Annotated in this window: 26 protein-coding genes; 16 read left to right on the forward strand and 10 right to left on the reverse strand. The window is 60.4% G+C overall.

Features of this window, described 5'->3' with window-relative positions; translation table 11 throughout:
* The 5 genes from VH599_00005 to VH599_00025 form a co-directional block, all read left to right on the forward strand.
* On the forward strand, positions 1-228 hold a 228-nt coding region (locus tag VH599_00005; protein HEY7346665.1), incomplete at its 5' end, for a hypothetical protein.
* 318 nt (positions 229-546) lie between these two features.
* Complete coding sequence (locus VH599_00010; protein ID HEY7346666.1) at positions 547-1,401, forward strand: PIG-L family deacetylase; 855 nt, start codon at positions 547-549, stop codon at positions 1,399-1,401.
* 227 nt (positions 1,402-1,628) lie between these two features.
* Positions 1,629-2,219 (forward strand): MarR family transcriptional regulator, encoded by a 591-nt coding sequence (locus VH599_00015; protein HEY7346667.1) that lies wholly within the window; start codon positions 1,629-1,631, stop codon positions 2,217-2,219.
* 11 nt (positions 2,220-2,230) lie between these two features.
* Entirely contained in the window at positions 2,231-3,265 is a 1,035-nt protein-coding gene (locus VH599_00020) for an ATP-binding cassette domain-containing protein (protein ID HEY7346668.1), read from the forward strand.
* Positions 3,266-4,075, forward strand: coding sequence for an ABC transporter permease (locus tag VH599_00025; protein ID HEY7346669.1), 810 nt, complete (start codon positions 3,266-3,268; stop codon positions 4,073-4,075).
* An 85-nt stretch (positions 4,076-4,160) separates the two neighbouring features.
* Here VH599_00025 and VH599_00030 read toward each other — a convergent pair whose 3' ends face one another.
* Positions 4,161-6,674: a protein kinase gene (locus VH599_00030; protein ID HEY7346670.1), complete on the reverse strand. Its 2,514-nt coding sequence runs from the start codon at positions 6,672-6,674 to the stop codon at positions 4,161-4,163.
* Between the two features lie 218 nt (positions 6,675-6,892).
* Between VH599_00030 and VH599_00035 the strand changes: the two genes are divergently transcribed.
* Complete coding sequence (locus VH599_00035) at positions 6,893-8,191, forward strand: mannosyltransferase family protein (GenBank protein HEY7346671.1); 1,299 nt, start codon at positions 6,893-6,895, stop codon at positions 8,189-8,191.
* Between the two features lie 115 nt (positions 8,192-8,306).
* On the opposite strand, the gene VH599_00040 is transcribed toward VH599_00035, so the two are convergent.
* From VH599_00040 to VH599_00055, 4 genes are read right to left on the reverse strand one after another with little or no spacing between them, the layout of a single operon-like run.
* The gene (locus VH599_00040; GenBank protein HEY7346672.1) at positions 8,307-9,254 is read right to left on the reverse strand and encodes a nucleotidyl transferase AbiEii/AbiGii toxin family protein; all 948 of its coding nucleotides are present in this window, start codon (positions 9,252-9,254) and stop codon (positions 8,307-8,309) included.
* On the reverse strand, positions 9,254-9,865 hold the full coding sequence (locus tag VH599_00045; GenBank protein HEY7346673.1) for a type IV toxin-antitoxin system AbiEi family antitoxin domain-containing protein: 612 nt from the start codon (positions 9,863-9,865) through the stop codon (positions 9,254-9,256). The genes VH599_00040 and VH599_00045 overlap by 1 nt, the downstream gene beginning before the upstream one ends.
* On the reverse strand, positions 9,858-10,634 hold the full coding sequence (locus VH599_00050) for a nitrilase-related carbon-nitrogen hydrolase (protein HEY7346674.1): 777 nt from the start codon (positions 10,632-10,634) through the stop codon (positions 9,858-9,860). The genes VH599_00045 and VH599_00050 overlap by 8 nt, the downstream gene beginning before the upstream one ends.
* 11 nt (positions 10,635-10,645) lie before the next feature.
* Positions 10,646-11,269, reverse strand: coding sequence for a DNA methyltransferase (locus VH599_00055; GenBank protein HEY7346675.1), 624 nt, complete (start codon positions 11,267-11,269; stop codon positions 10,646-10,648).
* A gap of 243 nt (positions 11,270-11,512) precedes the next feature.
* Here VH599_00055 and VH599_00060 point away from each other — a divergent pair, with 243 nt between their 5' ends.
* Positions 11,513-12,532, forward strand: a complete 1,020-nt coding sequence (locus VH599_00060) for an FAD-dependent oxidoreductase (protein HEY7346676.1) — start codon at positions 11,513-11,515, stop codon at positions 12,530-12,532.
* A gap of 55 nt (positions 12,533-12,587) precedes the next feature.
* On the opposite strand, the gene VH599_00065 is transcribed toward VH599_00060, so the two are convergent.
* Positions 12,588-13,826 carry a cytochrome P450 gene (locus tag VH599_00065; protein HEY7346677.1) on the reverse strand — a complete coding sequence of 413 codons (1,239 nt, stop codon included), beginning with the start codon at positions 13,824-13,826 and terminating at the stop codon, positions 12,588-12,590.
* Between the two features lie 32 nt (positions 13,827-13,858).
* A complete protein-coding gene (locus tag VH599_00070; protein ID HEY7346678.1) occupies positions 13,859-15,775 on the reverse strand; it encodes a non-ribosomal peptide synthetase in 1,917 nt (638 codons plus the stop codon).
* Between the two features lie 619 nt (positions 15,776-16,394).
* Between VH599_00070 and VH599_00075 the strand changes: the two genes are divergently transcribed.
* Positions 16,395-18,056, forward strand: coding sequence for an ABC-F family ATP-binding cassette domain-containing protein (locus VH599_00075; protein ID HEY7346679.1), 1,662 nt, complete (start codon positions 16,395-16,397; stop codon positions 18,054-18,056).
* A 166-nt stretch (positions 18,057-18,222) separates the two neighbouring features.
* On the opposite strand, the gene VH599_00080 is transcribed toward VH599_00075, so the two are convergent.
* Entirely contained in the window at positions 18,223-18,609 is a 387-nt protein-coding gene (locus VH599_00080; GenBank protein ID HEY7346680.1) for a hypothetical protein, read from the reverse strand.
* Between the two features lie 231 nt (positions 18,610-18,840).
* Here VH599_00080 and VH599_00085 point away from each other — a divergent pair, with 231 nt between their 5' ends.
* The 4 genes from VH599_00085 (at position 18,841) to VH599_00100 (ending at position 21,775) form a co-directional block, all read left to right on the forward strand.
* Entirely contained in the window at positions 18,841-19,011 is a 171-nt protein-coding gene (locus VH599_00085; protein ID HEY7346681.1) for a hypothetical protein, read from the forward strand.
* Positions 19,001-20,176 carry a transposase gene (locus tag VH599_00090; protein ID HEY7346682.1) on the forward strand — a complete coding sequence of 392 codons (1,176 nt, stop codon included), beginning with the start codon at positions 19,001-19,003 and terminating at the stop codon, positions 20,174-20,176. The genes VH599_00085 and VH599_00090 overlap by 11 nt, the downstream gene beginning before the upstream one ends.
* A 46-nt stretch (positions 20,177-20,222) precedes the next feature.
* Positions 20,223-21,191: a threonine/serine dehydratase gene (locus VH599_00095; GenBank protein ID HEY7346683.1), complete on the forward strand. Its 969-nt coding sequence runs from the start codon at positions 20,223-20,225 to the stop codon at positions 21,189-21,191.
* Between the two features lie 68 nt (positions 21,192-21,259).
* Positions 21,260-21,775 carry a GNAT family N-acetyltransferase gene (locus tag VH599_00100; protein ID HEY7346684.1) on the forward strand — a complete coding sequence of 172 codons (516 nt, stop codon included), beginning with the start codon at positions 21,260-21,262 and terminating at the stop codon, positions 21,773-21,775.
* Between the two features lie 9 nt (positions 21,776-21,784).
* On the opposite strand, the gene VH599_00105 is transcribed toward VH599_00100, so the two are convergent.
* Positions 21,785-22,030, reverse strand: coding sequence for a hypothetical protein (locus tag VH599_00105; GenBank protein HEY7346685.1), 246 nt, complete (start codon positions 22,028-22,030; stop codon positions 21,785-21,787).
* Positions 22,031-22,381: 351 nt separating this feature from the next.
* Between VH599_00105 and VH599_00110 the strand changes: the two genes are divergently transcribed.
* From VH599_00110 to VH599_00120, 3 genes are read left to right on the forward strand one after another with little or no spacing between them, the layout of a single operon-like run.
* Positions 22,382-22,669: an SDR family NAD(P)-dependent oxidoreductase gene (locus VH599_00110; GenBank protein HEY7346686.1), complete on the forward strand. Its 288-nt coding sequence runs from the start codon at positions 22,382-22,384 to the stop codon at positions 22,667-22,669.
* Positions 22,651-23,151, forward strand: a complete 501-nt coding sequence (locus VH599_00115; GenBank protein HEY7346687.1) for an SDR family oxidoreductase — start codon at positions 22,651-22,653, stop codon at positions 23,149-23,151. Before VH599_00110 ends, VH599_00115 begins: the two co-directional genes overlap by 19 nt.
* Before the next feature lie 44 nt (positions 23,152-23,195).
* Positions 23,196-24,494 (forward strand): MFS transporter, encoded by a 1,299-nt coding sequence (locus VH599_00120; GenBank protein ID HEY7346688.1) that lies wholly within the window; start codon positions 23,196-23,198, stop codon positions 24,492-24,494.
* Between the two features lie 38 nt (positions 24,495-24,532).
* On the opposite strand, the gene VH599_00125 is transcribed toward VH599_00120, so the two are convergent.
* Positions 24,533-24,844, reverse strand: a complete 312-nt coding sequence (locus VH599_00125; protein ID HEY7346689.1) for a hypothetical protein — start codon at positions 24,842-24,844, stop codon at positions 24,533-24,535.
* Between the two features lie 118 nt (positions 24,845-24,962).
* Between VH599_00125 and VH599_00130 the strand changes: the two genes are divergently transcribed.
* Positions 24,963-25,292 carry an SRPBCC family protein gene (locus VH599_00130; GenBank protein HEY7346690.1) on the forward strand — a complete coding sequence of 110 codons (330 nt, stop codon included), beginning with the start codon at positions 24,963-24,965 and terminating at the stop codon, positions 25,290-25,292.
* Positions 25,293-25,329 lie beyond the last annotated feature (37 nt).

Below are 25,329 nucleotides of genomic sequence, written 5' to 3' on the forward strand. Positions count from 1 at the left end.
CTCCCCTTTCCTGCCGACAAGCGGCGGAGAAAATGGAACGACCACATCGGGGAACCCTGGCCCGGAGAGGCCGCAGGGTTCACAGATATGGTCGCTGGGGGGTCTGGCGGAGGGTCTCAATGGTACAATACTCCCCAGCCCTATATCTGGACAAGCCGGATGTGGGGTCATGGCAGGGCCGACGTTTTTGGCGTCGGCTATGCCAGCCGTTCTTCAGATGGTTTTTGATAGCTGGGTGTGAGCTACCCTCCAGAACAAAATGTATCCAACCAACGGGTATGCAGAGAGTATAGCCTGACGGGCTGCTCTCTGTCAAGCGTTGGTGCGCCTTTTGGGGGGCAAGCAGGACTTTTGGCCGGTTGGCGGGTGAAAACCGCCTACCTGTAGCGCCGCCTTCCAGGCGGCTGGACGCTGGCCTGCGGGTAAGTAGCCCTTGAGGGCAGACGGTGGCTGGCTTGCGCTGTGTGTTGGCGAGACAGTATAGTGGAAGAGGTGGGTGTATTTTAAGAGAGGATGAGCAAATGGCAGAGAAAGGATGGTCTGAGCGTGTCTGATTTGGCAATTCTTGCCAGCTACGCGCACCCTGACGATGAGCAAGGGGTGACGGGTACGCTGGCGTGGTATGCAGAGCGCGGCGTTCGTACTGGTTTGATTTGCGCAACGCGCGGTGAGCTAGGGGAGATTGCGGAGGCTGATCCTCCGCTGGCAACGCCGGAGACGCTGGGCCAGGTGCGTGAACAGGAGATGCGCCGGGCGGCGGAGGTTGCGAAGATTGGGCAACTCTGGTTTCTGGATTACCGCGATTCGGGGATGCGTGGGACGGACGGGAATCAGGATGCCGCAGCTTTTATGAATGTGGATGAGGGCGAGGCAGTGGGGAAGATTGTGCGCGTAATTCGAGCGTTTAAGCCAACGGTGATAACGACGTTTGATCCAACGGGAGGCTATGGGCATCCCGATCATATTCGGATTCAGGAGTTGACGACGAAGGCGTTCCACGCAGCGAAGGATGCGGGGCAGTATCCTGAGACGGGCGCGGCGTGGGAGGTGAAACGGCTCTTTTATACTTCGATGCCACGCAGCAGGATTCGGCAGCTCGCGCAGTTTGCGCGGGAGGCGGGTATGGCGAGCAATTTTACGGGTATGGACCCGGAGAAGCTGGGCCTGCCGGATGAGATGATTACGAATCAGATAGATGTGCGCGCGTATCTGGACCTGAAGCGCAGGTCGGTGACTCAGCACCGCACGCAGATGAATCCGAACAGCCCGTTTGCGAGGCTGCCGGAAGAGATTACGGCACAGTGGCGCGGGACGGAGTATTTTGCCCTGGCGGCGGGGACGCCTGTGGATAGGTCGGACCCGGCGGCTGCGGCTGATCTGTTTGCAGGGCTGGGGGCGTAATAGCGAACCCGTTTGCGCGCAGGGCTGCGTTCGTGTTGGCGCGGCGGTTATCTGCCAGGGACGGTGGTACACACGGTTGGTCAGGTAATGGATAATTCGAGGGCTGCGCTGTCCAGCGATGGCGGCGCGGCCCTTTTCTCTTGACAAAACGGTTCGATTTTATTACTATTAGAGAGGAGAATAGTAAGGAAATCGAAGTAATTTTGGTGGAGGCACGAGGGTTAGATATGAATGAACGACAAGATCAGGCGGCAGGGTTGGATGATGCCGTTCTTCTGGATGGGGCGCTCATTACGGCGCTTGAGACGATTTTGCCCCGGTATTTTCGGGCGGTTCGCCATGTGATCGATCAGGCGGAAGGGGCGGGCGCGCGAGCGACCAACGGGAGCGAGAGTGCCGAGGCCCAGCCGAGGCAAGCGCCCGCCGCCGCAGGCGCCGAGCGGCTGACGCTGGCGCAGTTTCGCTGTGTGCAGGCGATTGCGGCGCAGGGTACGACGCTGACGACGCATCTGGCCTGGCAGATGGGGGTGACGATGCCAACGATGACGAGCCGAATTGATGGACTGGTGGAGCGGGGGATGGTGGAGCGCCAGCCTGATCCACAGAGTCGGCGGCAGGTGCTGCTGCGTCTAACGCCTGGCGGGCAGCGGGCGCTGGAGCGGTATCAGGGGGTGGTGGATGGCTGGCTGCGCAGCTTGCTGGCTGAACTGAACGCGGAGCAGAAGCGGCAGCTGCTCGCGGGGTTGGATGATCTGGACAAGCTTCTGGATGCCGACATTCGCGCTCGCGCTGAGCAGGATGCGGCGGTAGAGCGTTAGGAGAAGAGCGGATGCCGATGATTTCTGAAGGCGCTTTGACGGATGCGCCTGCGGCGCGCGGGTCGGGCGCGGCTATCGAGGCGTATGAGTTGGTGCGGCGCTTCGAGGCGTTTACGGCGGTTGATCATCTCTCGTTTTCGGTGAAGCCTGGCGAGGTGTTTGGCTTTCTAGGGCCAAATGGCGCGGGGAAAAGCACAACGATTAAGATGCTTTGCACACTGCTGCGCCCGACAGAGGGCTGGGCGCGGGTGAACGGCTATGATGTGGCGCATCAGTCGGCGGAGGTGCGGGCTTCGATTGGGATTATTTTTCAGGATTATAGCCTGGACGATAGGATTACAGCGGAAGAGAATCTGCGCTTTCACTGCATGATTTATCATGTGCCGTCCCGCGAGCGGCGAGCGCGCATCAGGAGGATGCTGGAGATGGTTGATCTGGCTGATCGCGGGGGGGAGCGAGTGCGGCTGTTTTCGGGCGGGATGAAGCGGCGGCTGGAGATTGCGCGGGGTCTGCTGCATCGTCCGGCGGTGCTGTTTCTAGATGAGCCGACGGTAGGGCTGGACCCGCAGACGCGGCAGAATATTTGGGAGCATTTGCATACGCTGCGCAAGGAGGAGGGTATCACGATTTTTATGACGACACATTATATGGATGAGGCGGAAAACTGTGATCGCATTGGGATTATGGATCACGCGCGGTTGATTGCGCTGGATACCCCTGCGGCGCTGAAGGCGGGGCTGGGGGGTGATGTGGTTCGTTTGCGAACGGCGGATAACGGCGCTGCGGCCAGCTATCTGCGCCAGGAGTATAGTCTTGCGCCGGTGGAAGAAGATGGAGCGGTGCGCGTGGAGGTGGGGCAGGGAGATCGGTTTGTGCCGGAACTGCTGCGCAATTTTCCTATAGCCGTACAGTCGGTGGATATAGCGCGGCCAACGCTCAATGATGTGTTTTTGCAACTGACCGGGCGGGCAATTCGTGAGGAGCAGGCATCGGATCAGGATCGGTTGCGCACGGCGCTCAAACGGCGCGGGGGGAGGGGTGCTTAGATGGCGAAGATGGTTGCTGCGCCAGAGACGACCAGGCAGAGGCGCGTGGCGGTGAAGCGGTTGCTGGATGTGGAGGCGATCTTGATGCTGTGCGAGCGTGATCTGGTGCGCTTTTTCCGCGAGCGAACGCAGTTGTATGGGTCGCTGGCGCGCACAGTGGTCTGGCTGTTTATTCTAGGGGTGGGCTTGCGCGGTTCGGTGCGCGCGCCCGATAACCTTTCGTATCTGGTGTTTGTGTTCCCTGGGATGATGGCGATGGCGATTGTCTTTGCTTCATTTCAGAGCGCGATCAGTATTATTTTTGATCGGGAGTTTGGCTTTCTCAAGGAGATTTTAGTTGCGCCGATTCCGCGCACGTCTATTGTAATTGGCAAGGGGCTGGCAGGCGCGCTGATGGCTACGTTGCAGGGGACGCTTATCTTTGTGTTTGCGCCGTTTGTGGGGGTCTGGCCCGCGCCGTGGGCGATTCTGGCTTCGATGGGGGTGATGCTGCTGACAGGGCTAGGATTGACGGGCGTGGGCATTCTGATTGCGTCACGGATGCGTTCGTTCGAGGGTTTTGGGACAATCAATAATTTCATTATTCTGCCGCTGTATTTCATCAGCGGCGCGCAGTTTCCGCTTACCAATGCTCCGCGCTGGCTCCAGGTTATTGCTCTTTTCAATCCGCTGACGTATGCGGTTGATATGCTGCGCGGCCTGCTAGATGGCTATTGGGTATATCCGCCCGCGCTTGATCTTGGGGTGGTGGTGGGATTTGCGGTGGTCATTTTGAGCGCGGCGACGTTTGTTTTTGGTCGGCAGGAGTAGGTAGGCGGTTGAAGGCCGCGCCTGGAGGCTGTGCTGCCAGGGACGCCGCCTGTACCGCCGTCCCTGGCGCGTTTGGTTTCTGCTGTTAGACTGGCGACCAGTACAATGGGCCGCCGTTGTCCTGAAATGCAGAGCAGCCGCCGTTGCTGAGGGCGCAGGTAAAGGTTTTGTAGGATGGGACTGTCGAGCTGGTCGGCTGAGCGATGGTGATGCCGCTGCTGTTGGGCAGCCAGGATGCCTGGGCGTTGGGGTAGGCATAGGTTTTGATGCCGCTGCCATCTACGTTGATGGTGTAGACGGCGTTGGCGGTGGTGAGCAGAGCTTTTTTGCCATCGGGCGAAAGGAGCGGCGTGGGTTGGAAGGGAAGGTTGTCGGAGTTCTGCCCCAGGTCTACCCCAGAGAAGAGGTGGAAGAGGCTCGTTTGATTCAGCTTGCTATACCAGATGCCGTCGCTGCTGCCGCCGGGCCGCCTGCCATGCCAGAGGATGCGTGTGCCGTCGGGCGAGATGTCGAAGGGGGCGTAGCCGGTGAACTGCGGGCCTGGCCCTTCGAGGGCTTGCGCGGTCCCCAGGGTGAAGAGCTTTTTGTCGCTGTGGGCATTGAGGTCGTATTGGCGGAGGATGAGGTCGTAGCTGCTGGCAGATTTGGAGACGAGTTCGCTGTAGAAGGCGAAGTGACCGCGCACGACGACTGAGCCAACGGGGATAGCTCCTCCATTGGGACTGAAGGCGACCTTGGCCTTGCCGCTGGCGGCGTCGTAGGCGAGGATGCTAGCGTTATTTTCGTCGCCGGAGATGAGCAGGGTATGGTTATCGGCCCAGGCGATGCTGTTTGCGCCGCCCAGGGCGGTGATAAGTTTGCTGGAGCCAGGGGAGTTTGGGGTGGTGACGGCGCTGGTCTGAGTATCTATGACGTAGAGGTTGCCGAAGTAAAACCCATCGCTTGGGCCGGTGACGACGGCGATGAGGGCAGCGATATAACGCCCGTCGGGCGAGAAAAGGAGCGGCGTCAAGGGGTAGTCGTAGTTGACGCCCGCGTTTAAGAATGAATTCGGTTGGCCCACCTGGGGGATGTTGGTCATTTGCTGGGGGGCCTGTCCGTGAAGAGAGACGAAGACCTGATAGTCGCGCATGAAGGCATAGGACGGCTTGAGTACAGGGGGCGTGGTGGGGGTTACGGTCACGGTGCTGGCCGGAGTGTTGGTAGCTGCTGTGATGGGCGCGGCGCCGGTGCCAGTATGGAGGTTGACATAGGCCAGCCCGCCGACGGCAAGCGCGGCAACGACCAGCACTGCTGCGACGATGAGCAGCCATCTGTTACTGCTGCGGTTGGGGGCATTGTCGGGCGGCCATTCAGGGCGGGCAACACCCGGCGGACGTGTGCCGGAACGGCTGGGCGAACCGCCATAGGGATTGGTTGGACGGCGCGGCGGCGGGGCGGCAACGGTTCTGTCGTCGCTATAGTCGTTGTAGGGGTCAGGAGGCGCGTTGTAGGGTCTGCTGCCCCGGCCAGCGGAAGGCCGATTGTCGCCGTAGCTGCTGTAGGGGTCACGTTCGCCAGCGCGGTGGCGCGGTCTGGAGGGTATGTCGCCCCAGGTTGGGGGCGCGCCCCGGCCTGGATTGGAGCCATAGCCCACTCCAGGGTTAGAGCCATATCCAGCGCCCGGATTGGAGCCACGCGATGGGGAGGACGGGAAACCATAGCCTTCAGCGCCGATCTGGCGCGGGGTGGGCGCGGCGCGAGTGGACAGATCAACCTGGCTGCCTTGTCCTGCTTGAGTCAATCCCTGGACGGCGCGCAAGAGCGCGCTGGCGCTCTGGAAGCGTCTGTCGGGGTCTTTTGCCAGGGCCATTGCCAGCACACCATCGGCTTCGCGTGGGAGCGATGGGTTCAATGAGCGCGCGGGCTGAAGCGCGTCTTGGGCCTGCTTCATCATGATCTCGAAGGGAGTGCTGCCGCTGAAGGGGACGCGCCCGGTGAGCATTTGATAGAGGACGATGCCCAGGCTGTAGAGGTCGCTGCGGGCATCACTTTTGCCCATCGCTTGTTCGGGGGCCATGTATTCGACGGTGCCGACGCCCGCTCCGGTTGAGGTCAGTTTCTGGTCGCTGCTGGCGTCGCGGGCAATGCCGAAGTCGGCCAGCAGCAGGTGTTTGCCGCGCTGGATGAGGACGTTCTGCGGTTTGATGTCGCGGTGAACGATGCCTTGTTCGTGGGCATATTGTACAGCGTCACACAGTTGGGTGAAGATTTCGGTAGCATCGGAGAGGGGGAGCGGTCCGTTGACGCGAGCGATGAGGTCGCGCAGGGTACCGTCAGGGGCATAGGGCATGACGAGGTAGAGCAAGTCGTTTTCTTCGCCAAATTCGATGAGGGGCAGGATGTTGGGGTGCGAGAGTTTGGCAATGGCTTGCGCTTCGCGCAGGAATCGCTCACGAAACATCTTATCTTCACTGTAGCCCTGGCGAATGACTTTGACAGCGACTTCTCTGCCGAACGCGGTAGATTGTTTGGCGCGGTAGACCTCAGCCATCCCTCCACTGCCGACGCGCTCAATGAGTTCATAGGCGCCGAGCCGCGCCCCTTCCAGTCCAGCCATCTCAGACCCTCCCATTGTGTCGCTCTTTTGCTCACACTATCATAGCATGCCCTGGCTACACTCTCCACATCTGTATACATAACGAACGAGGGTGTCTTTTTGCGCCGTCGTTTGCTTTCGCCGGTTCCTCTCTTGTTTGCTGCGCTTGTTGGCATGGCCCGTGCAACCTTAGAGAGAGTGGTCTATGCGCTTAAGCTAGACTTCCTAGACAGGAACGCATGGTACTCTTGCTCTTACAGAAGGTTCTTTTGGGGCGCATGATTCACCTGCGCTTTGCAACGAGCAGCCCGGAGACGGATGTTTCGGACGAGCCGTTGGAGGCGACGCTGAAGTTGGGCGGGCTGGGGAAGCGCAGGCTCGGGCTGGGCGATTTTTCTCGTCGTCATCGTGTGCTGATTCGGGCGTTGGCACTGACGCTGGTTTGGGAGATTATGGCTGAGGTTGTGGGGCTGCTTTCGGCTACGATCTTTCCTCCGACGAATGATGTCTCGGCTTTTTTCCAGAACCATCCGGTGTTTCGCCAGGGGCAGTATCCACTATGGGAGACGATCTGGGCGCGTTGGGATGGCATCTGGTATACGCTGATTGCGACACAGGGCTATGGGCCGCGCGCGGGCGGGCTTGACGCTTTTTTTCCGGCGTTTCCAGGGTTGATTCATATAGTCGGTGATGTGCTCGGGGGGAATTATCTGCTGGCGGGCGTGCTGCTGAATCGCGTGCTGCTTTTCCCGACTGTCGCGCTATTTGTGCAGATCGTGCGTGAGGAGGCGGGGGAGCGCGCGGCATGGAGCGCGCCGCTGTTCTTCTTGCTGGTCCCTGTGGCGGTTTTTTTTCTGGCGGTGTATACCGAGACGCTGTTTCTGCTGGCGTGCCTGGGGTGTTTTCTGGCGATGCGCCACGAACGCTGGCTGATAGCAGGGCTGTGCTGCGCGGTGGCGACGGCCACGCGCTTGCCGGGGATTGTACTGGTCGGGGCGGTGCTGGTGGAAGGATTGGTGAGCCGCAGCTATTGGAAGGGGCTGGGCGCGGCGGCGCTGGGGATGAGTGGGCTGGCGGCGTATGCGCTTTATCTGCAACTGCTCTATCATGATCCGCTGGCATTTCAGCATGCTTATAACTATGGCTGGGGCGGCAGGCATTTTACGCTGGGCATCTGGGCGGGGCCACAGGAGTATCTGCAACTGCTTATCAATGGCTGGCCCTGGGATAACCGGGCTGACATTACCTCTCTAAGCTGCGTGCTGGCGCTGGTGGTAGATTGCACACTGCTGGCGGTGATGTGGCGTCCGATGCGTTGGTCGTATCGCCTGTTTGTGGTGGGGAGTATGCTGCTGCCGCTGTTATCGGCGACGCTGTTCGCCTACAACCGCTATAGCCTGGTGTTGTTTCCGTTTTTGCTGGTGGCGTGCCGGTGGACGGCGAAACGGCCCACGCTGCGCGAGGCGACGCTGTTGGTGATGGGCTTCTTGTCAGTGTTGGGTCTGGTGATGTTTACGGCGAGCTATTGGGTGGGCTGATCGCTCTGAAGAGGAGCGTTCGGTTCATCATAGCGGCGTGCGCCTGGAGGGGCGGGGGCGGCGTTCGTTATAGGCCAACGGTGGGCCGCCGTCTCGGCGGCGGTACGGGTGGTGTTCAGTCGGGTGTGGTGTTGTTCCAGACAAAGGTAGTGTGGTCCCAGGAGCCGGAGAATGGTTGCCCGGCGCTGCTGGCTTGCCAAATAGGCGCTAGAAGCTCTGTGACGGGCGCGAGGGCGTCTATCAGGCTGGCGGGGGCATCGTTGGCGGTTTTGGCGGCGAGGAACGCAGTCCATTGCTGTTGTTTACGGGCGTCTTCGGCAAAGGCGAGGGTCAGGATGGTAGAGAGTTCGGGGGAGAAGGCGCGGCTGCGCGCGGCGAAGGTGGCCTGGATGGCGTGCTGCAAGAGCGCGCCGTCGAAGGGGTGCTGCTGCGCGAGCATCCAGAGGTCGTAGCAATCTTTGAGGCGGCTGGTGAGCAGACCGCGCTCGGCCAGAGCATCGAGCTTTTCAGCGACGACGGATTCGACGCTGTACGCCTGAAGGGTGAAGGGCTGCTGCCCCAGCAGGGTTGGATAGGGGAACTCGCGCGGGCCAGGGACGATGGGATCGCCAGCGGCGACATCCACGATGACACGGCTGCGGGCGTGGGCCAGAAAGCCATAGAAGCGAGCGCGCACGCCAGGATACTCGTTTTCTTCGGTGATAGTTTCGGTTTCAACGCTGGCAGGGTCGAAGCGCAGGCCGTCATCCTCCGGGAGCGGCTGCGCGCAGATGTCGCGCATGAGGGCAGCGACGCTGGCGGGGTCTACGGGGGTGTCTCTGCCCAGGAGATCGAGGTCGCGGGTGGCGCGGGCAAGGTGCGCTTTCATGCCGAAGAGGAGGAGGCCGCCTTTGAGGACAAAATGGTTGTGATGCTGAGATTGCGCCAGTCGGCGCAAGATGCCTTCGAGGGTGTAGAGCAGGAGGAGTTGGGCGTAACGGTGTCCTGAGCCGCCTGAGAGGGTCTTCAAGCGCGCTTGCACTGAGGCGGCCATGTTCTTGACTTTTGTGGAACGATGGGCCATTAGAGCAATACCTCCATATAGAGCCGCAGCAAGGGTTCGACGCGGCAGATGCGGGCGTAATGAAGCAGTTGGTCAGCATACAGCTTGCGCCGTCGCACGTAGTCGCGGAGGGCTGCCTGTGGGACGCCTGGTGGCAATTTGTGCCGATATTTCAGGCAATCGGCAAGCGTTTTTTCTACACTATACACGCGCACCGGCACGCCGTCAAGTTGTACTTCTTCGATGCCAGCGGAGAAGGCTTTGCCGGAGAAGTAGTGGAACTTGACGGGAGGGCTGATGACGCGCGGCCCCCAACGCTTGCCTTCGACAGCCATGTGCAGGACTGATGGGTTCTCGTCGGTGAGGTCGTGATAGACCAGCGCGGAGGTGAGGCAGACGACGCCATGCGGGACGGCGATGGCTGCTTCGGCGAGGTCGTCTGGGGGGCAGAGTTCGACATCGGTTGAGCGGTAGAGACCCTGGCCGACGCGCTCTACCAGACCTTCTTCGGCCAGAGCATAGAGGTTTCTGCGGTCAATGCCCTGCTGGCGCAGGTCTTCGAGGCGCACGAAGCCACCATGCTCGCGCAGGAAGGCTTCGAGGCGCTCGGTGGATGAGAGTGTTTCAGGCATGGGCATCCTCCAGGGTCAGCGTGGCATACAGTACGCCTTCCGACCAGTCGGCGGTTTCGTAGAGGCATGAGCCGTCGGGGCCGAAGACGTAGCCACCACCTGGGAAATCTTCGTCAATAGTTCTGCCCGCCTGGGTGGCGACGGCAATAGAGATGTGGTGGTCGCGGGCGTACTGGCCGAGTTTGGTGTGGCACCCACCGCGCCACCAGTCGTAGCCTGCCTGCCAGTTGCGTGTGGCTTGTTCGCCATAGAGTCCAGGGGCGGCAGCCTCAAAGATGAGGCGCGCGCCTTGCTGGACGTTTTCGGCGAAGACCGCCGGGTTATCGATGTCGGCGCAGATGGAAAGGCCGCAGGTCGCTTTCGGATGGGGAAAGACGGCGACGGTTGGGCCAGGAGAGAACCAGTGTACTTCGTCGGTGATGATGGTCTTTTTCCTATAGTAACTCAGGATGCTGCCGTCGCGGGCGACGACCTGAGTGATGAAGGGTTTGCCGTTGGGGTTGGCTTCGACCAGCCCCGCCAGCGCCGTGATCTGCGTCTCGCGGGTCATGGCGACAAAGCGGGCGACTTCAGGGCCGTCCAGGCGCACAATGGCTTCGGGCTGGCGCGTGGGGTCTATATAGCCAGTGATGCTCATTTCGGGGAAGCAGATGATCTCTACATTGCGGCGGGCGGCTTCTTGCAGGTAGGTCTGGATGGCGACCAGGTTGGCGTCAATCGCGCCTTTTTCGCAGCGCATCTGGACAAGGGCAATGTTCATGGTGTTCATGGTAGTTGAGCCTATCCCTTATTGGTGAATATCAACAGGTAACTATGATGGTAGCCTGGGCCAGCCTCCTGTGGGCCTGTGTTGCAGCGCACCATCTCGCCCTCGAACAAGAAGAGTTCGCTTAATATTCTGGCGGCGTCCCAGGCGAGGGGGCGCATCCGGCCATTCACGCGCAGATTTGATATTTCAATGATCAGCTTTGCGTTCGGCTGCATGCCCAGCGCGATCTTGCTAAAAATGGCCCGGAGGTCGGCAAAGTAATGGGCGTCTGTCGCCCACTCCGGGTTTCGGAAGCTGCCATAGGGCGGGCTGGTGAACAGCAGATTGAATGGTGGCAGATTGTGGCTTCTGAGGCGCTTGATATTCTCATTGATGACACGGCTAGGTGGCTCGATGCGTCGGGCGGCGAAGCTGGCGCGCCCGGCGTCTTTTTCGACTCCGATAGCCTGACGACCCAGGCGCTGCGCTGCGACCAGCGTTGTGCCAAAGCCGCAAAATGGGTCGAATACCCAATCCCCCGGCATGGAATAGCGACTGATGACCAGTTCAGCGAGTTCAAGAGGGAAGCGGAAAAAGCTGGGGCCATCATACTCAATTGGTTCAAGCGCGCCATCAATGCTGAACCAGGATTTCATAGCCCTTCCTCCATCAGAGACGGTGATCTTCAGAATACAGCGTCTATCAGGATATTGTACTAGATCCTCGGAGAAATAGCAAATATTTTATGCTATGGGGCAAAACTATCGAATGAATATGTACTAAACCCTCGGAAATATGTTGCTTATTGAGGATTTGATACATTTGTTGGGTAGAGCCTATGGCTGTGCTACAATGGCGCTATACTGGCTCTATCTTGAACGCAAGAGGTTTATTGAGCGATGAGTGAAGATACCCTGGCGCGCGGGACGGCGCGAGACATTATTGTAATTGGCTGTGGGGTTTCGGGGCTGACGACGGGGGTGCTGCTGCTTGAGGCGGGGCATCGGGTGAGCATCTGGGCGAAGACACTGCCGCCGTATACGACCTCGAATGCAGCGGCGGCGATCTGGCATCCGTTCAGGGTGAATCCGCCGGGGAAGGTCGCAAGGTGGGGGGCGGAGGCGTTTCGGCGGTTTGAGGGTCTGCTGGCTGTGCCGGAGAGCGGGGTTATCCAGGCGCCAGTGCTGGAGCTGTGCCAGGAGCGCAAGGAAGACCCAGCCTGGCGGGATGTAGTGGTTGGATTTCGGCACGCGACGGCGGCGGAACTGCGGCCAGGGCGCGAGGATGGTTATGTGTTCGAGGCGCTGGTGATTGATATGAATCGCTATTTGGAGTATCTGCGCCGAGAGTTTCTGGCGAAGGGTGGGCAGATTGCGCAGCGAACGGTGACGAAGTTGGAGGAGGTGTTTGCGCAGAGCCAGGTAGTGGTGAACTGCGCGGGATTGGGCGCGCGGGAACTGGTGGGAGATCGAGACCTGCATCCCTCACGGGGGAAGGTGGTACGTATCAGGCAGCGCGATTTTCATCAGGCGCTGCTGGATGACGAAGACCGCAGCAGTATGGCGTATGTTATTCCGCGCATTGATGATATTGTGCTAGGTGGGACGGATGAGGAGGATGTGTCGGGGGAGAGCTATCAGGGCCAGGAGTATCAGGAGAGCGCGACGCTTGATCCCGAAGCTGAGGCGATTATGCGACGCTGCGCGCGGCTTTCGCCGACTATCGCCAGGGCAACGTCGGCTGATGTGCTGAAGGTGGTGACTGGCTGGCGTCCTCTGCGCTCGGAGGTGCGAGTGGAAGGCGAGCGCGCTGCGCCGGATCGTATTTTGCTGCATAACTACGGGCATGGCGGGGCCGGTGTGACGCTTTCGTGGGGGTGTGCCAGAGATGTGGTCGAGCAGCTTGAAAAGATGATGTAGTGGAAGCAAGAGGGCCATACCGTCAGGCATGGCCCTCTTGCTTCACTGCTCATTACTAGAAGCTGACAGGGAGGGCGGTCAGGCCGCGCAGGCCGAGATTGTCGCGCCACTTGAGCGGCGGTGGGTCCAGGCTAAGATTGGGCATGCGGCGCAGCACGGTCTCGAAGGCCACCTGCCCTTCAATGCGCGCCAGGGGTGCGCCGAAGCAGAAGTGGCTGGCCCAGGCAAAGGCCAGATGGCGGTTATCTTGTCGGCCCAGATCGAGGCGGTCAGGGTCAGGGAAGCGCTCCGGGTCGCGGTTGCCTGCGGCCATGACGGCAATCACTGCCTGGCGTTTGCGGATGAGCTTACCGCCCAGTTCCACGTCATCCGGGGCCAGGCGAGCGGTTTGCTGGCTAGGGCTTTCGTAGCGCAGCAGTTCTTCGACGGCTGAAGGGATGAGGGAGAAGTCGGCCTTGAGGCGCTCTAGCTGGTCGGGATGGCGCAGCAGAGTCAGGATGCCATTGCCAATGAGGTTGGTGGTAGTTTCCTGGCCGCCGACCATAGTGACGATGGTGTTGGCGACGATCTCGTCGTCGGTGAGCCGATCACCGTCCACTTCAGCTTCGATGAGCGCACTGATGAGGCCGTCGCGCGGGTGTGCGCGGTGTTCCTGGACAGCGGCCTGGAAATAGGCGGTCATTTCATCAACGGTGCGCAGCACCTGGGGAACGCGGTCAGGATTGTGCTGGAAGTTGCCCAGCACCTGGGCGAAGTCGCCGGACCAGGCGGTCAACTGTCGCCAGTCGGAAGTTGGCACGCCGAGCAGTTCGGCGGTGACGATGGCTGGCAGGGGGTAGCCGAGATCGGCGATAACATCCATGTGTCCGGTGGTCTGGATGTCGTCCAGCAGGCGGTTGGTGATGTCCTGAATGTGCCCACGCAAGATTTCGACGCGCCGGGGCGTGAAGGCTTTGGAGGCTAGCCCACGCACGCGGCCATGCGCGGGTGGGTCCAGAAAGAGCATCTGGCGCACCATGAGCTGCGCCAGGGGCCGTAACGCTCCCAGGCCCATCGCTTCTAGCTGTTCGGGTGTAGGCGTGCGGTTGGCGGAGAAGTGCTGGAAGACCCAGATGATGTCGGCGTAGCGGGTCACGACCCAGGCGTGCAGAAAGGGATCCCAATGTACGGGGTCTTCGCTGCGCAGCCGGTGGAACAGAGGATAGGGATTCGCCAGCACCTCCGGGTCGAGCAGGTGGTAGAGACTTAACGGTTTGTTCTGTGTATTTGTTGATGCTGCTGTAGCTTTGTTCATTGTTCTGCCTCCCGGCGCCATGTACCCCGGCGTTACTGGTGGTTCTGTCCTTGCGCCAGCAAATGCTGCGCTTCATCTTCGCTCATCGCTTCGAGTTTGGTGACAAGCTGCTGCTGGATTTCGGTGGATAGCATGCGGACGGTGGGCGCTTCGAAGAGAGTGCGCAGCGCCAGTTCCACGCCGAAGGTTTCGCCGATAAGGGTCACAAGCTGGATGCCCAGCATCGAATGCCCGCCAAGCATGAAGAAGTTTTCATCCATGCCTACCTTATCAATGTGCAGTAAGTTGGATACCATCTCCGCTATCAGCGCCTCTACCGGCGTGTCGGGTTCTTCGCTGATTTCTTCTCGCAGGGTGTTGGTGTGGTCAGGGGCAGGCAGGGCAGCCCGGTCCACTTTGCCGTTGGCGGTGACGGGCAGCGCGTCCAGGCGCACGAAGACGGCTGGGACCATATAGTCGGGCAGGCTCGCCAGCAGGTGTTCTTGAAGGATGCCCGGGGTGATGGCTGCTTCAGGGTCTATGACGATGTAGGCTACAAGGCGCTTCTCGTCGGGCGGGTCTTCGCGGGCGACGACGATGTTGGCCTGGATGGCAGGATGCTGGTTCAGGGCAGCGACGATCTCACCCGGCTCGATGCGATAGCCGCGCAGTTTGATCTGGTCGTCGGAGCGGCCCAGGAAGGCGAGTTGCCCATCAGGGAGATAGCGGGCAAGGTCGCCGGTTTTGTAGAGGCGAGCGCCGGGTTCTGCGCTGAATGGGTGGGAGATGAAGCGTTCGGCGGTGAGTTCGGGGCGGTTGAGGTAGCCGCGCGCCAGGCCAGCGCCGCCGATGTAGAGTTCCCCTGCTTCGCCGATGGGTACAGGCTGCAATTGTTCATCAAGCAGGTAAAGCTGGGTATTGGCAATAGGTCGTCCAAGCGAGGGCGGCTGGTTCGGATAGCCTGCTGGAGGCACCTGCCCGGAGGTGGTGACGACGGTGTATTCGGTTGGGCCGTAGTTGTTGATAAAGGCGAAGGGCAAGCTGGAAGGCGGATAATGTTGCAGCCTGTCGCCGCCGGTGAGCATGTAGCGCAGAGAGGTTTGGGCAGGCCAGGCCAGGGCCAACATCTGCTCGGCAAGCGGGGTAGGCAGGAAGGTATGGGTGATGTTGTGCGCGAGCAGCCAGTCGCGGAGGGCGGCGGGCGCGACTCGTGTTTCGGTATCGGGCAGATGGATGCTGGCCCCGGCAGTGAGGTAGGGCCAGAGTTCCCAGCCAGTGGCGTCGAAGGCGGGGCTGGCAACCTGAGTGGCCCGGCTGGCGGCAGTGACATCGAAGGCGCGCTGATGCCAGAAGATGAGGTTGAGCAGGCTCGCGTGGGAAATCTGTACGCCTTTGGGCTGGCCGGTTGAGCCAGAGGTGTAGATGACATACACGAGATCGTCGGCGGTGATGGCGCAGGCAGGCTCGGTATCGGGCTGCTGGTCCAGCAGGTCGGCGTCAGCATCCAGGCAGAGGAGCTGAGCAGCCGGGACGGCCAGGCGCGGCAGGAGATGTTGTTGAGTCAGCAAGACGGGAGGCCGGGCGTCTTCGAGGAGGAAGGCCAGACGATCAGCGGGATAGGTGGGGTCTGTAGCGACGTAAGCGCCGCCAGCTTTGAGGATACCCAGCCAGGCGACAACGAGATCAATAGAGCGTTCCAGGCAGGCGGCGACGAGCGTATTGGGGCCGACGCCGCGTTTTTGGAGGAGGTGTGCAAGCTGGTTGGCTCGCTGGTTCAGCGCGCGATAAGTGAGGGTTTGCGCGCCGCTCACCACCGCTACGGCTTCTGGATTGGCAGCCGCCTGGGCAGCGACTAATTGTGGGACACAGGTATCCTGTGGGAAAGGCTGGTCTGTAGTGTTCCAGGCGCTTAACTGCTCGCGCTCTGGCTCGGTGAGTGACGCTGTTGCCTGCCCTATTTCAACGCTCATGACTGATACCTCTTTTGCCAGATTTATAGAGACTAAGGCTCACTCTTTGCCGGACCTGGGACTCAGGAAAAATGAGCTAAGCACAAACTGCCCTTTCCCAAGGGTAGTTTGTGAGAAGCAGACGATGGGCCGTTAGAGTGTTTCTTCAAGAGAAAGATACTACGAAAGAAGAAAGGTGTCTGTGGTAGGCAGGTTGAGAAGTGGTTATGAATGCAGGATTGGCGTTGTAAAAAAAAGCGGACGTTTTGATGCTTGCGGTTTCGGTGATCTGATTGTATAATTCTGGCGGAGGTGCATACGATGAAGCTGCGCTAAAGAGCCGGTAGATGAAGCATATGAGCATTTCAAGCATCTGAGCAGAGTATTGCCCCTGCTTCGGATTCTGCCGGTTTGATACTGACCATCCCAGCCGGGATGTGTCGTGTGCAGCGCAGCAACCGGAAATCCGCCGAAGATTGTACCTCTTTCCCACAGGTTGACCTTCACTCTCTTGGCCTCTCTGCTCTGGACAATCTCAGCAGTGCGCACCACGCAATCACGGCTGGCCGTCGTGTTGTGGGTGCGCGTTTTTGTTTGCGGAAGCAGCGCGTCACTCGCGGGAGAAAGCTGAGGTTGTTGTATGACATTGGTGGTTCACCATCTCTCCAAGACATTTGGTATCAATCTGACGCTGGACGATCTGTCGTTTAGCGTTGGCGCGGGGGATCGGGTCGGGGTGGTTGGGATGAATGGGGTGGGTAAGTCAACGCTGCTGAATATTCTGGCGGGGCAGGAGACACAGGATGCGGGGACGGTTGCGCTGGACGCCGGGGCGGAGATGGCTTATCTGCCGCAGGCGACGCCGATCTTCTTTGGCCGGACGATTGACGATTTGATTCTGGAGTCTGTTGGGAACTTGCGCCAGCTTGAGGCGCGCATGGGCGAGCTTGAGCGGGAGATGGCAGGCGCTGACGAGGACCGGGCTGCCGCGCTTTTAGAGGAATACGCGCTGGTTTCGACGAGGTTTCAGGATCGCGGCGGATATGATCTGGAATATCGGATTGATGCGATTCTGGCAGGGCTGGGGATTGCCCATCTGCCGCGCACGCGGGAGGTGGAGACGCTTTCGGGCGGGGAGAAGGCGCGAGTTGGGATGGCGACATTGCTGCTGCGTTCGCCTGATCTTTTGCTGCTGGATGAGCCGACAAATCATCTGGATGCGGGGGCGCTGGAGTGGCTGGAGGGTTATCTGGCGGGGTTTGGAGGGGCGCTGCTGGCGGTGTCGCATGATCGGCAGTTTCTGAATCGGGTGGTGAATCGCATTTTCGAGATTGATGAGCATACGCGGCGCCTCAAGAAGTATGAGGGTGATTATGACGCCTACGCGGGCGCGAAGGTGACTGAGCGGGCGAAATGGGAGGAGGATTATGAGCGCCAGCAGGAAGAGATCAAGGCGCTGCGATTGCGTATGCGCGAGACGGGGCGGCAAGTGGCGCATAATCGCGCGCCAAAAGACGGGGATAAGTATATCTATAACTTCAAAGGAGGAGGTGTCCAGAAGGCTATTTCGCGGAATGTGCGGGCGGCGGAAGAGCAGTTGAAGCGCATCGAGGCGGACCCGATTCTTAAGCCGCCCAGGCCGCTGCGCTTTTATCCGCGATTCGATGCGAGACGGCTGCGCTCTGACAGCGTGATCACGGTGGAGCATGTGAACAAAGGCTATGATGGCCGGGTGATTCTGCGCGATGTGAGCTTTCGGGTGGCGTCGGATGCGCGGATTATGCTGGTTGGCCCAAACGGGGTGGGCAAGACGACACTGCTGCGGCTGCTGCTGGGGCTGGACACGCCAGACGCGGGGAGTGTGCGCGTGACGGGTAGCGCGCAGCTGGGCTATCTGCCACAGGAGCCGCTGCTGGACACGGGCCAGACGATTCTAGGGGCGTATCGGCAGGTGGTCGCTGGCTACGATGAGCAATTGATTGCGGGGCTGCTGGAACGAGGGCTGTTCCGGCTGGAGGATATGCCGAAGCTGGTGGGGCAGTTGAGCGTGGGGCAGCGGCGCAAGCTGGAGATTGCGCGGCTGATGGCGATGCAGCCGAATGCGCTGCTGCTGGATGAGCCGACGAATTATGTCAGCCTGGATGTGTTGGAGGCGTTCGAGGCGGCGGTGCTGGCGTTTCCTGGGCCGGTGATCGTGGTGACGCATGATCGCTGGTTTATGCAGCGCTTTGGGGGCGAACGCTGGGAACTGGTGGATGGGCGGCTGATTGGAGAACATATGGGGTTGATGGTTGATGGCTAAATCTGCGTTCGCGTGTAAGGGCGGCGTGTGTGGTGGCGCGGCGGCTGGCCGCCTGGAAGGCGGCGCTACAAGTGGCGTTCGCGTGTAAGGGCGGTGTTCGCGCAGGCGCAGCGATTCGCCGCCAGGGACGGCGCTACAAGTGGCGGTGGTATGGGTGTTCGATGTATCAGGCGAGGCCGTCTTCCAGGCGCAGCGGCTGCTGAGGGGAATCGCTGTACCCAACCGGTCCGGTTGACTCCTGGCGTTGGGTGTCTTCAGGGACGGCGGCAGCGGCTCGCGGCGGCCAATGCGGTGGCCTGGGGCGGCGCGGCTCGCGCACGCCGCTGAGGTCGCCGCGCCCGCCTGGGCTGCCAAAGGGGCGCAGGCGTGGTCGGCGCGTCAGGAGCAGGACACGCGCCATAGCAAGAATATAGATGAAGAAGAGGGTGAGAAGGATAAATAGGACAACGGCCATAGGGGTTGGCCCAGCCCAGCGCAAGAGCAAGGTGAAGGCGGCGCTGAGTAGAAGGGCGGGAATAAGAGGCCAGAGGAATGTCGGGCGGTTGGCGCGCATGGGATGCTCCTTCCCTGGTTGCAAGGCTGCCGGTTCTGCGAGAGAGAATGAAAGGCTTCTTATACTAAAAAAGACGAGCAAGAGCTATGTATTGTTTCGCTGGAGGCGGACGGTTCATGAACAAGAATGAGATAATTGGTTGATGAAAGGGCCGCCGCATACCCGCGCTCTTTAGACGGGGTCAGGCGACCCCCGCTTGGCAGGATTACAAAGCGATGATATACTATCATCATGAACAACGATGCCAAACTGAAACGCACGACCATCTATATCTCACCGGAACTTCAAGCAGCCTTACGCGCCTTGAGCAAGGCCCATAAGCGCTCCTTTACCGGCGAAGTGTTGTGGGCCTTAGAGCAGTATGTACAGGCCCACCAGAAGGGACCAGCGCGTGCCGAGTAGGAAGACATACAAATACCGTATCTCCCCAACGGCCAGGCAGGAACAAACCTTGCTCTTTTACCTGCGACGCTGCCGTGACCTGTACAACGCGGGGCTGGAAGAGCGTAAAGCCTACTACCAGATGTGCCGTACCCAGCTTGCTTGTTACACGCAAATCAACGAGTTGCCCGATCTGAAGCGTACCTATCCGGCCTATCAAGACCTGCCCTCGCACGTCTTGCAGGATGTCTTGCGGCGGCTGGACAAAGCGTTTGCCGCCTTCTTCCGGCGCATCAGGAATGGCGAGACGCCCGGCTATCCGCGCTTCAAGAGCACTAGTCGCTACCATTCGTTCACCTATCCTGATGCAGCGGGTTGGAAACTGCAAGGGGACCGGCTGAAACTGGCGGGCGTCGGTGAGGTGAAAGTCAAGGTGCATCGGGAGATGCAGGGTACAATCAAAACTGTCACCATCCGGCGCGACATTGAGCAGTGGTACGTGACGTTCTCCTGTGAGGCGCCAGAAGAAGCGCCCTTGCCGCCCACTGCTGCTGCCGTTGGCTTGGATTTAGGCGTGCTGCATTTTGCTACCCTGTCTACTGGCGAGCATATCGAGAACCCGCGACATTACCGCAAGCGGCTCAAGCGTATCAAACTTCTCTCGCAAATCAAGGACCACCGCAAAAAAGGCAGTCATCGCAGAAAACGAGCGGCTATCGCCCTGGCAAAGGCGCATCGCAAGGTCCGTAACCAACGGCAGAACTTCCACCAGCAGCTTTCCCGCCGCCTGGTAAACGAGTACGGGCTGTTGGCGATGGAAGACCTGCATATCCTCTCTATGACTGCCGCGCCTGAGCCGAAACCAGACCCGGAACACGAGGGGCAATATCTGCCCAACGGCGCAGCGGCCAAGGCAGGCTTAAACCAATCGATTTTAGATGCTGGCTGGGGCCAGTTCCAATCCCTCTGCATCGTCAAGGCTGAGAGGGCCGGGCGGCGCGTGGTGTTGGTAGACCCCAAATATACCAGCCAGCTTTGCAGCGGCTGTGGCGCTGTCGTCAAGAAGGAGCTTTCCGAACGCTGGCATGCGTGCGCATGCGGCGTAGAGCTAGACCGGGACCACAACGCGGCACTCAACATGTTGTTCCGGGGCCAGGAAGTGGCCCACGATGCTACGGCGTCGTAGAAGCCTCTTGCCTTGAGGCAGAGGTACTTCACTGAAAAGAGGTCCAATGGTTTCTTTTGATGATGTTTTGAGGGCGCGCGAGGTGATTGGCGGTCGCATCCGCCAGACGCCGCTGTTTTCAGCGACGACGCTGGGGCAGATGGCTCCAACGCCGGTTTCGCTTTATCTGAAAGCAGAGATGTTTCAGAAGACGGGTTCGTTCAAGCCGCGCGGGGTGCTCTATCGGCTTTCGATGCTGACGCCGGAAGAGAGGCGGCGCGGGCTGATAGCAGCGTCGGCGGGCAATCACGGCCAGAGCCTGGCCTGGGGCGCGTCGTCGCTGGGGATCGCTTCGACGATTGTGATGCCAGAATGGGCCAGCCGCAGCAAGGTTGCGGCGGCACAGGGTTATGGCGCGACGGTGATGCTGCATGGGAAGAGCAGCCTGGAGGCGCACCTTCAGGCGCGGGTGCTGGCGGAAGAGCGTGGGCTGACACTGATTCACCCGTATGTGGATGAGGGGGTGATTGCCGGTCACGCGACGCTGGGGCTGGATATTGTGGATGATTTGCCGGATGCGGATGTGGTGGTGTTACAAATCGGCGGGGGGGCGCTCTGTGGTGGCAGTGCGCTGGCGATTAAATCGCGCAAGCCAGGGATGCGCGTGGTTGGGGTTGAGCCGGTGGGCGCAGCGCGGCTGACGGCGGCGCTGGCGGCTGGGCATCCGGTGACGCTGGAGGGGGTGAAGACGCATATTGATGGGCTGGGCGCGGGCTATACAGGGGAAGTGAATCTGGCGCTCTTTCAGCGTTATGTGGATGCGGTCGTACAGATCGAGGATGAGGCGGTGGACCGGGCGATTGCGCTGCTGGCGGAACGCTGCAAGCTGGTGGTGGAGCCAGCGGGAGCGGCGACAGTGGCGGCGATTCTGACGGGGAAAGTTCCGGTGAAGGCGGGCGAGAAGGCGGTGGCGGTGCTGAGCGGTGGGAATATTGATCCGGCGCGGCTGGCAGGGATTTTGAGCGCGGGCGCTTGATGGGGACGGCAGAGCCTACTAACCAGGGAAGGGGCGTTGGTCTTATGTGGGACCAGGGGCAAAAACCTGTGATAATCAGGCCAGCGACAATTGACGACGCGCCAGCGATTGCCGAGGCGCATGTGCGTTCGTGGCAGTGGGCGTATCGAGGCCAGCTTCCAGACGATTACCTTGATCGTATGTCGGATACGTTGGACCGGCGCGTGGAGGCGCGTCGGGCGGAACTGGCGAGCCTGTCGTCCGATGGCCGCTGGTGGGTTGCGGGGCAAGCCGATCAGGTTGTTGGATTCGCTATCACTCAGCCGAGCCGCGATGCCGACGCGCCGCCGCTGACCGGCGAGGTGGTCGCTATTTATCTGCTGCGAGAGGCGGCGGGCAAAGGAGTTGGGCGCGCGCTCTTTGCGCGCGCAGTGGCAGACCTGCGCGAACGAGGATACCGCCGGGCGACGCTGTGGGTGCTGGAAAGCAATGAGCGCGCCCGCCGGTTTTACGAGGCGGCTGGTTGGCGTGCCGATGGCACGCGCAAGACCGAGGAGCGGCCCGGCGCGCTCTTGCACGAAGTACGCTATTTTATCACCCTGTGATGTGGCTGATTATACTACCCGCTTGAAAGAAGCGGGCAATTTTAGCGAACCGCCAGCCTGCTGCTGGCGGTTCGCTGACCAGATCTTGGCGGGGAACTCGCGCCGCGCTGAGGCAGCAGGCGTAGCGCGTGCCTTCTGCCGGGCGAAGAGCGCGGGCGGGATGCGGAAGGGATAGCGTTTTTCCAGCCAGGCTTTGGCCGGGAACATGCGCGGCGGAAGGTTGTACCAGGGGATAGATGCGTGAGACGAGACCATGAGAGCCTCCCCTTTCTTGCCGTTGTGCGGCGGAGAAAATGGAACGACCACATCGGGGAACCCTGGCCCGGAGAGGCCGCAGGGTTCACAGATATGGTCGCTGGGGGGTCTGGCTAGGGGGTCTCGATGATACAATAGTCCCCAGCCCCATATCTGGTTGTGCCGAATGTGGGGTCATGGCAGGGCCGGTGATTTGTTCGCCGGCTGTGCCAGCCGTTCTTCAGATGTTGCAGTATGCTGGGTGTGAGCTACCCTCCAGAGTGAAATGTGGGGCAAGCGAACGGGTACGCTGAGATTGTACCTTGCTTGTGTCTATTTGTCAAGCATTTTTGCGCAAAGGAGCTAAGGGACATGATTCTGCTGGATGGCAAAGTGGCGATTCTGACAGGTTCAGGCCGAGGGATTGGCGCGGCGGCAGCGAAGCTGTTTGCGTCGGAGGGGGCGTCGGTGGTGGTCTGCGATCTGGACGCCGCGCCTGCGGAGGAGACGGCCAACGCGATCAAGGCAGCAGGCGGCAAGGCAATTGCCGTTCCCGGCGATATGACGGACCCGGCCTTCCCTGAGCAGGTGGTGGCGAAGGCAATTGATGCGTTTGGCGGGCTGGTAAGCAGTGGCAGGCGATGCTGGATATTCATGTGACTGCGCCGTTCCGACTGATTCGCGCTGCTGCATTGTTCATCCGCGAGGCGGCCAAGAAGGAGGCAGCGCAGCAGGGCCGGGCGAATGCGCGCAAGGTGGTCAATGTGAGTTCGGTTTCGGGGACACGGGGCAACGCGGGCCAGGCGAACTATTCGACGGCGAAAGCGGGCGTGACGGGTCTGACGAAGACGCTGGCGAAGGAGTGGGGGCAGTTCAATGTGCAGGTGAACTGTGTGGCCTATGGCTGGATTGAGACACGGCTGACGCAGGCGAAAGAGGCGGCTGAGAAGATCGAGCGCGGCGGCGAGGAGATTGCGATAGGCGTGCCAGGGCAGATGCGGGAGATGCTGAAGCTGATGGTGCCGTTGGGCCGACCGGGTACGCCGGAAGAGGCGGCAGGGCCGATGTTGTTCTTCGCTTCGCCGCTCTCTAACTATGTCTCTGGCATTGTGCTGGAGGTGCATGGCGGGCGCGCGATGTAATAGCACAGCGCGCGGAAAGGTGTTGGCAAGGAACAGTGAGCCAGATGATGGCTGCATCGCTCCTTGCTGTAAAGGAGCAGGGTGTGCGGTTTACTGGCCTCTGGCGGCATCCAGATTTTCTGAAGTTGTGGGCTGGGCAAACTATTTCGGCTTTTGGCTGGGTTTCGCTGCCCGTTGTTGCCATTCTGGCGCTGGAAGCGACGCCGCTTCAGGTGACGCTGCTGAGCCTGGCTGATCTCGCGCCTGGCCTGCTGATCGGACTCTTCGCGGGAGTCTGGGTAGACCGCCTACGCCGTCGCCCGATTTTGATTGTCACTGATGTGGGGCGCGCGCTGCTGCTGGGGACTGTTCCGGTGGCTGCGCTGTTGGGCCGCTTGCACATCGAGCAGCTTTATCTGGTGGCGCTGCTGGTGAGCATGCTGAGGGTCTTTTTTGATGTGGCCTACCGGGCGTATCTGCCCGCTCTGCTAGAGCGAGGGGATTTGCTGGAGGGCAATAGCAAGCTCCAGGCGAGCGGTTCAGTGGCAGAGTTCACCGTTTCCAGCTTGAGCGGTGTGCTGGTGCAGACGTTGACCGCGCCCATTGCTATCCTGGCGGATGCTGTGTCGTTTCTGGTGTCGGCGTTTTTCATTGCCATCATTCGCAAGCCAGAGGCGGCGCTGGCGCCAGCGGAGGACGAGCAGAATACCTGGCGCGAGATGACAGAAGGGCTGCGGCTGCTCGCCAGGGACCGGCTGCTGCGGGTGGTTGCTGTCACGACGGGCCTGTTTAACCTGTTCCGCGCTATGGTTGGTGTGGTGATTATGCTCTATGTCTTGCGTGAATTAGGTTTGCTGCCGGTGATTGTGTGGCCGCTTTTTGCGTTTGGGGGCATCAGCGCGTTTTTTGCCGCAGCGCTGGCCGGACGAATCACGCGCCGCCTGGGTGTGGGCCGGACATTGATTGGTGGCCTGTGTGTAAGCGGCACGGCGACGTTCTTCATTCCGCTGGCGGGCGGGCCGTTGGCGCTGATTGTTGTGCTGCTGGTTGGGCAGCAGTTGCTGGGCGATGGCGCTGCTACGATCTATGAAATTAATCTGGTCAGTCTCGTCCAGTCTATTACACCTGATCGCTTTCAGGGGCGTGTCAATGGGAGTATTCGGCTCATGGAGTGGGGGGCAATGCTGGCTGGAACGTTCATTGGCGGTGTGCTGGGGCAGGCTGCTGGCTTGCGTCCGGTGCTTTTGGTGGCCGCCAGCGGCTGGCTGCTTTCAGGGGTATGGCTGCTGTTTTCGCCAGTGCGCAGGCTCCGCGAGTTACCGAGCGCCGCAGAGAAGGTCGGCGCGGCGGCGCTCGGTAGGTGATGTGTTCTACTTCGCAGGGCAAGTCTTCTTCAGCGCGGTCAGGCGCTCTGAATCTTGCTGACTATGCCAGCTTCTACCTTCTGGGCCATATCGCCAAGCTCCGGCTCGCCTCTGGCGGTGAAGAATTTGATGAGCGTGTTAAAAACGGTGACGGTTGCGGCAACGGCGGCCACTTTCCAGAGGTCTTGCCAGCTTATTGCTCCTTTGCTGAGGATAAGCTGGCCTGCTGCGAAGAGGGCGGAAGTGATGGCCGAGACGACCAGCCCTTGCGCAAACTTGAGGAACGCTCGCTCCTTGGGAGTCAACGGGAGATGTTGGCGCGCGCGCCGATAGATGTCGAGGATGTTCATGCCACTCTGCCTTTTTGGATACTAAAGATAAGAACATGACCTTCTGTAGAAAAGAAACGTCAGGCGTTGATTTTTTGGTATATTGCTGCTGGCAGAGCGGTAGAAGGGAGAGATACCTATGCCTGTGAGTGTATGCCCGGCGGCAGTGGTGGGCGCGTCGGTTGAAGAGGTCTGGGCGCTGCTGATGCAGCCAGAGACCTATGACCAGTGGTGGGATATGCACACGGAGCGCGTGACGCCGCCAGAGCCAGCGGCGCCCGGCCAGGTGGTGGCTGGCTGGAGCAAGGCGCTGGGCCGGAAGTGGGCGGTGAGCATGACGATTGAGATGCTAGATGCGCAGCAGCATCAGATACGGCTGAATACGAAGCTGCCGCTGGGGATTGGGGTGCAGAACCAGATTAGCTGCGCGAAGGTAAACGCGGCATCGTGCCGGGTGCAGTTTGGCTGAGACTTCACGTTCCCTCCTGGATGGCGGGGCTGGCTTT

The sequence above is a fragment of the Ktedonobacterales bacterium genome, from assembly GCA_036557285.1.
In the GTDB taxonomy this organism is placed as follows: Bacteria; Chloroflexota; Ktedonobacteria; order Ktedonobacterales; family DATBGS01; genus DATBHW01.

What these genes read in the sequence shown, in the direction of transcription:
- VH599_00110 (HEY7346686.1), top strand. Translation starts at nt 22,382, where the DNA reads ATGATTCTGCTGGATGGCAAAGTGGCGATTCTGACAGGTTCAGGCCGA.
- VH599_00050 (HEY7346674.1), bottom strand. Translation starts at nt 10,634, where the DNA reads ATGAACACCATGAACATTGCCCTTGTCCAGATGCGCTGCGAAAAAGGC.
- VH599_00115 (HEY7346687.1), top strand. Translation starts at nt 22,651, where the DNA reads ATGCTGGATATTCATGTGACTGCGCCGTTCCGACTGATTCGCGCTGCT.
- VH599_00040 (HEY7346672.1), bottom strand. Translation starts at nt 9,254, where the DNA reads ATGGCCCATCGTTCCACAAAAGTCAAGAACATGGCCGCCTCAGTGCAA.
- VH599_00045 (HEY7346673.1), bottom strand. Translation starts at nt 9,865, where the DNA reads ATGCCTGAAACACTCTCATCCACCGAGCGCCTCGAAGCCTTCCTGCGC.
- VH599_00125 (HEY7346689.1), bottom strand. Translation starts at nt 24,844, where the DNA reads ATGAACATCCTCGACATCTATCGGCGCGCGCGCCAACATCTCCCGTTG.
- VH599_00055 (HEY7346675.1), bottom strand. Translation starts at nt 11,269, where the DNA reads ATGAAATCCTGGTTCAGCATTGATGGCGCGCTTGAACCAATTGAGTAT.
- VH599_00035 (HEY7346671.1), top strand. Translation starts at nt 6,893, where the DNA reads ATGGTACTCTTGCTCTTACAGAAGGTTCTTTTGGGGCGCATGATTCAC.
- VH599_00065 (HEY7346677.1), bottom strand. Translation starts at nt 13,826, where the DNA reads ATGAACAAAGCTACAGCAGCATCAACAAATACACAGAACAAACCGTTA.
- VH599_00095 (HEY7346683.1), top strand. Translation starts at nt 20,223, where the DNA reads ATGGTTTCTTTTGATGATGTTTTGAGGGCGCGCGAGGTGATTGGCGGT.
- VH599_00020 (HEY7346668.1), top strand. Translation starts at nt 2,231, where the DNA reads ATGCCGATGATTTCTGAAGGCGCTTTGACGGATGCGCCTGCGGCGCGC.
- VH599_00085 (HEY7346681.1), top strand. Translation starts at nt 18,841, where the DNA reads ATGAACAACGATGCCAAACTGAAACGCACGACCATCTATATCTCACCG.
- VH599_00130 (HEY7346690.1), top strand. Translation starts at nt 24,963, where the DNA reads ATGCCTGTGAGTGTATGCCCGGCGGCAGTGGTGGGCGCGTCGGTTGAA.
- VH599_00070 (HEY7346678.1), bottom strand. Translation starts at nt 15,775, where the DNA reads ATGAGCGTTGAAATAGGGCAGGCAACAGCGTCACTCACCGAGCCAGAG.
- VH599_00075 (HEY7346679.1), top strand. Translation starts at nt 16,395, where the DNA reads ATGACATTGGTGGTTCACCATCTCTCCAAGACATTTGGTATCAATCTG.
- VH599_00060 (HEY7346676.1), top strand. Translation starts at nt 11,513, where the DNA reads ATGAGTGAAGATACCCTGGCGCGCGGGACGGCGCGAGACATTATTGTA.
- VH599_00015 (HEY7346667.1), top strand. Translation starts at nt 1,629, where the DNA reads ATGAATGAACGACAAGATCAGGCGGCAGGGTTGGATGATGCCGTTCTT.
- VH599_00030 (HEY7346670.1), bottom strand. Translation starts at nt 6,674, where the DNA reads ATGGCTGGACTGGAAGGGGCGCGGCTCGGCGCCTATGAACTCATTGAG.
- VH599_00025 (HEY7346669.1), top strand. Translation starts at nt 3,266, where the DNA reads ATGGCGAAGATGGTTGCTGCGCCAGAGACGACCAGGCAGAGGCGCGTG.
- VH599_00105 (HEY7346685.1), bottom strand. Translation starts at nt 22,030, where the DNA reads ATGGTCTCGTCTCACGCATCTATCCCCTGGTACAACCTTCCGCCGCGC.
- VH599_00120 (HEY7346688.1), top strand. Translation starts at nt 23,196, where the DNA reads ATGATGGCTGCATCGCTCCTTGCTGTAAAGGAGCAGGGTGTGCGGTTT.
- VH599_00080 (HEY7346680.1), bottom strand. Translation starts at nt 18,609, where the DNA reads ATGCGCGCCAACCGCCCGACATTCCTCTGGCCTCTTATTCCCGCCCTT.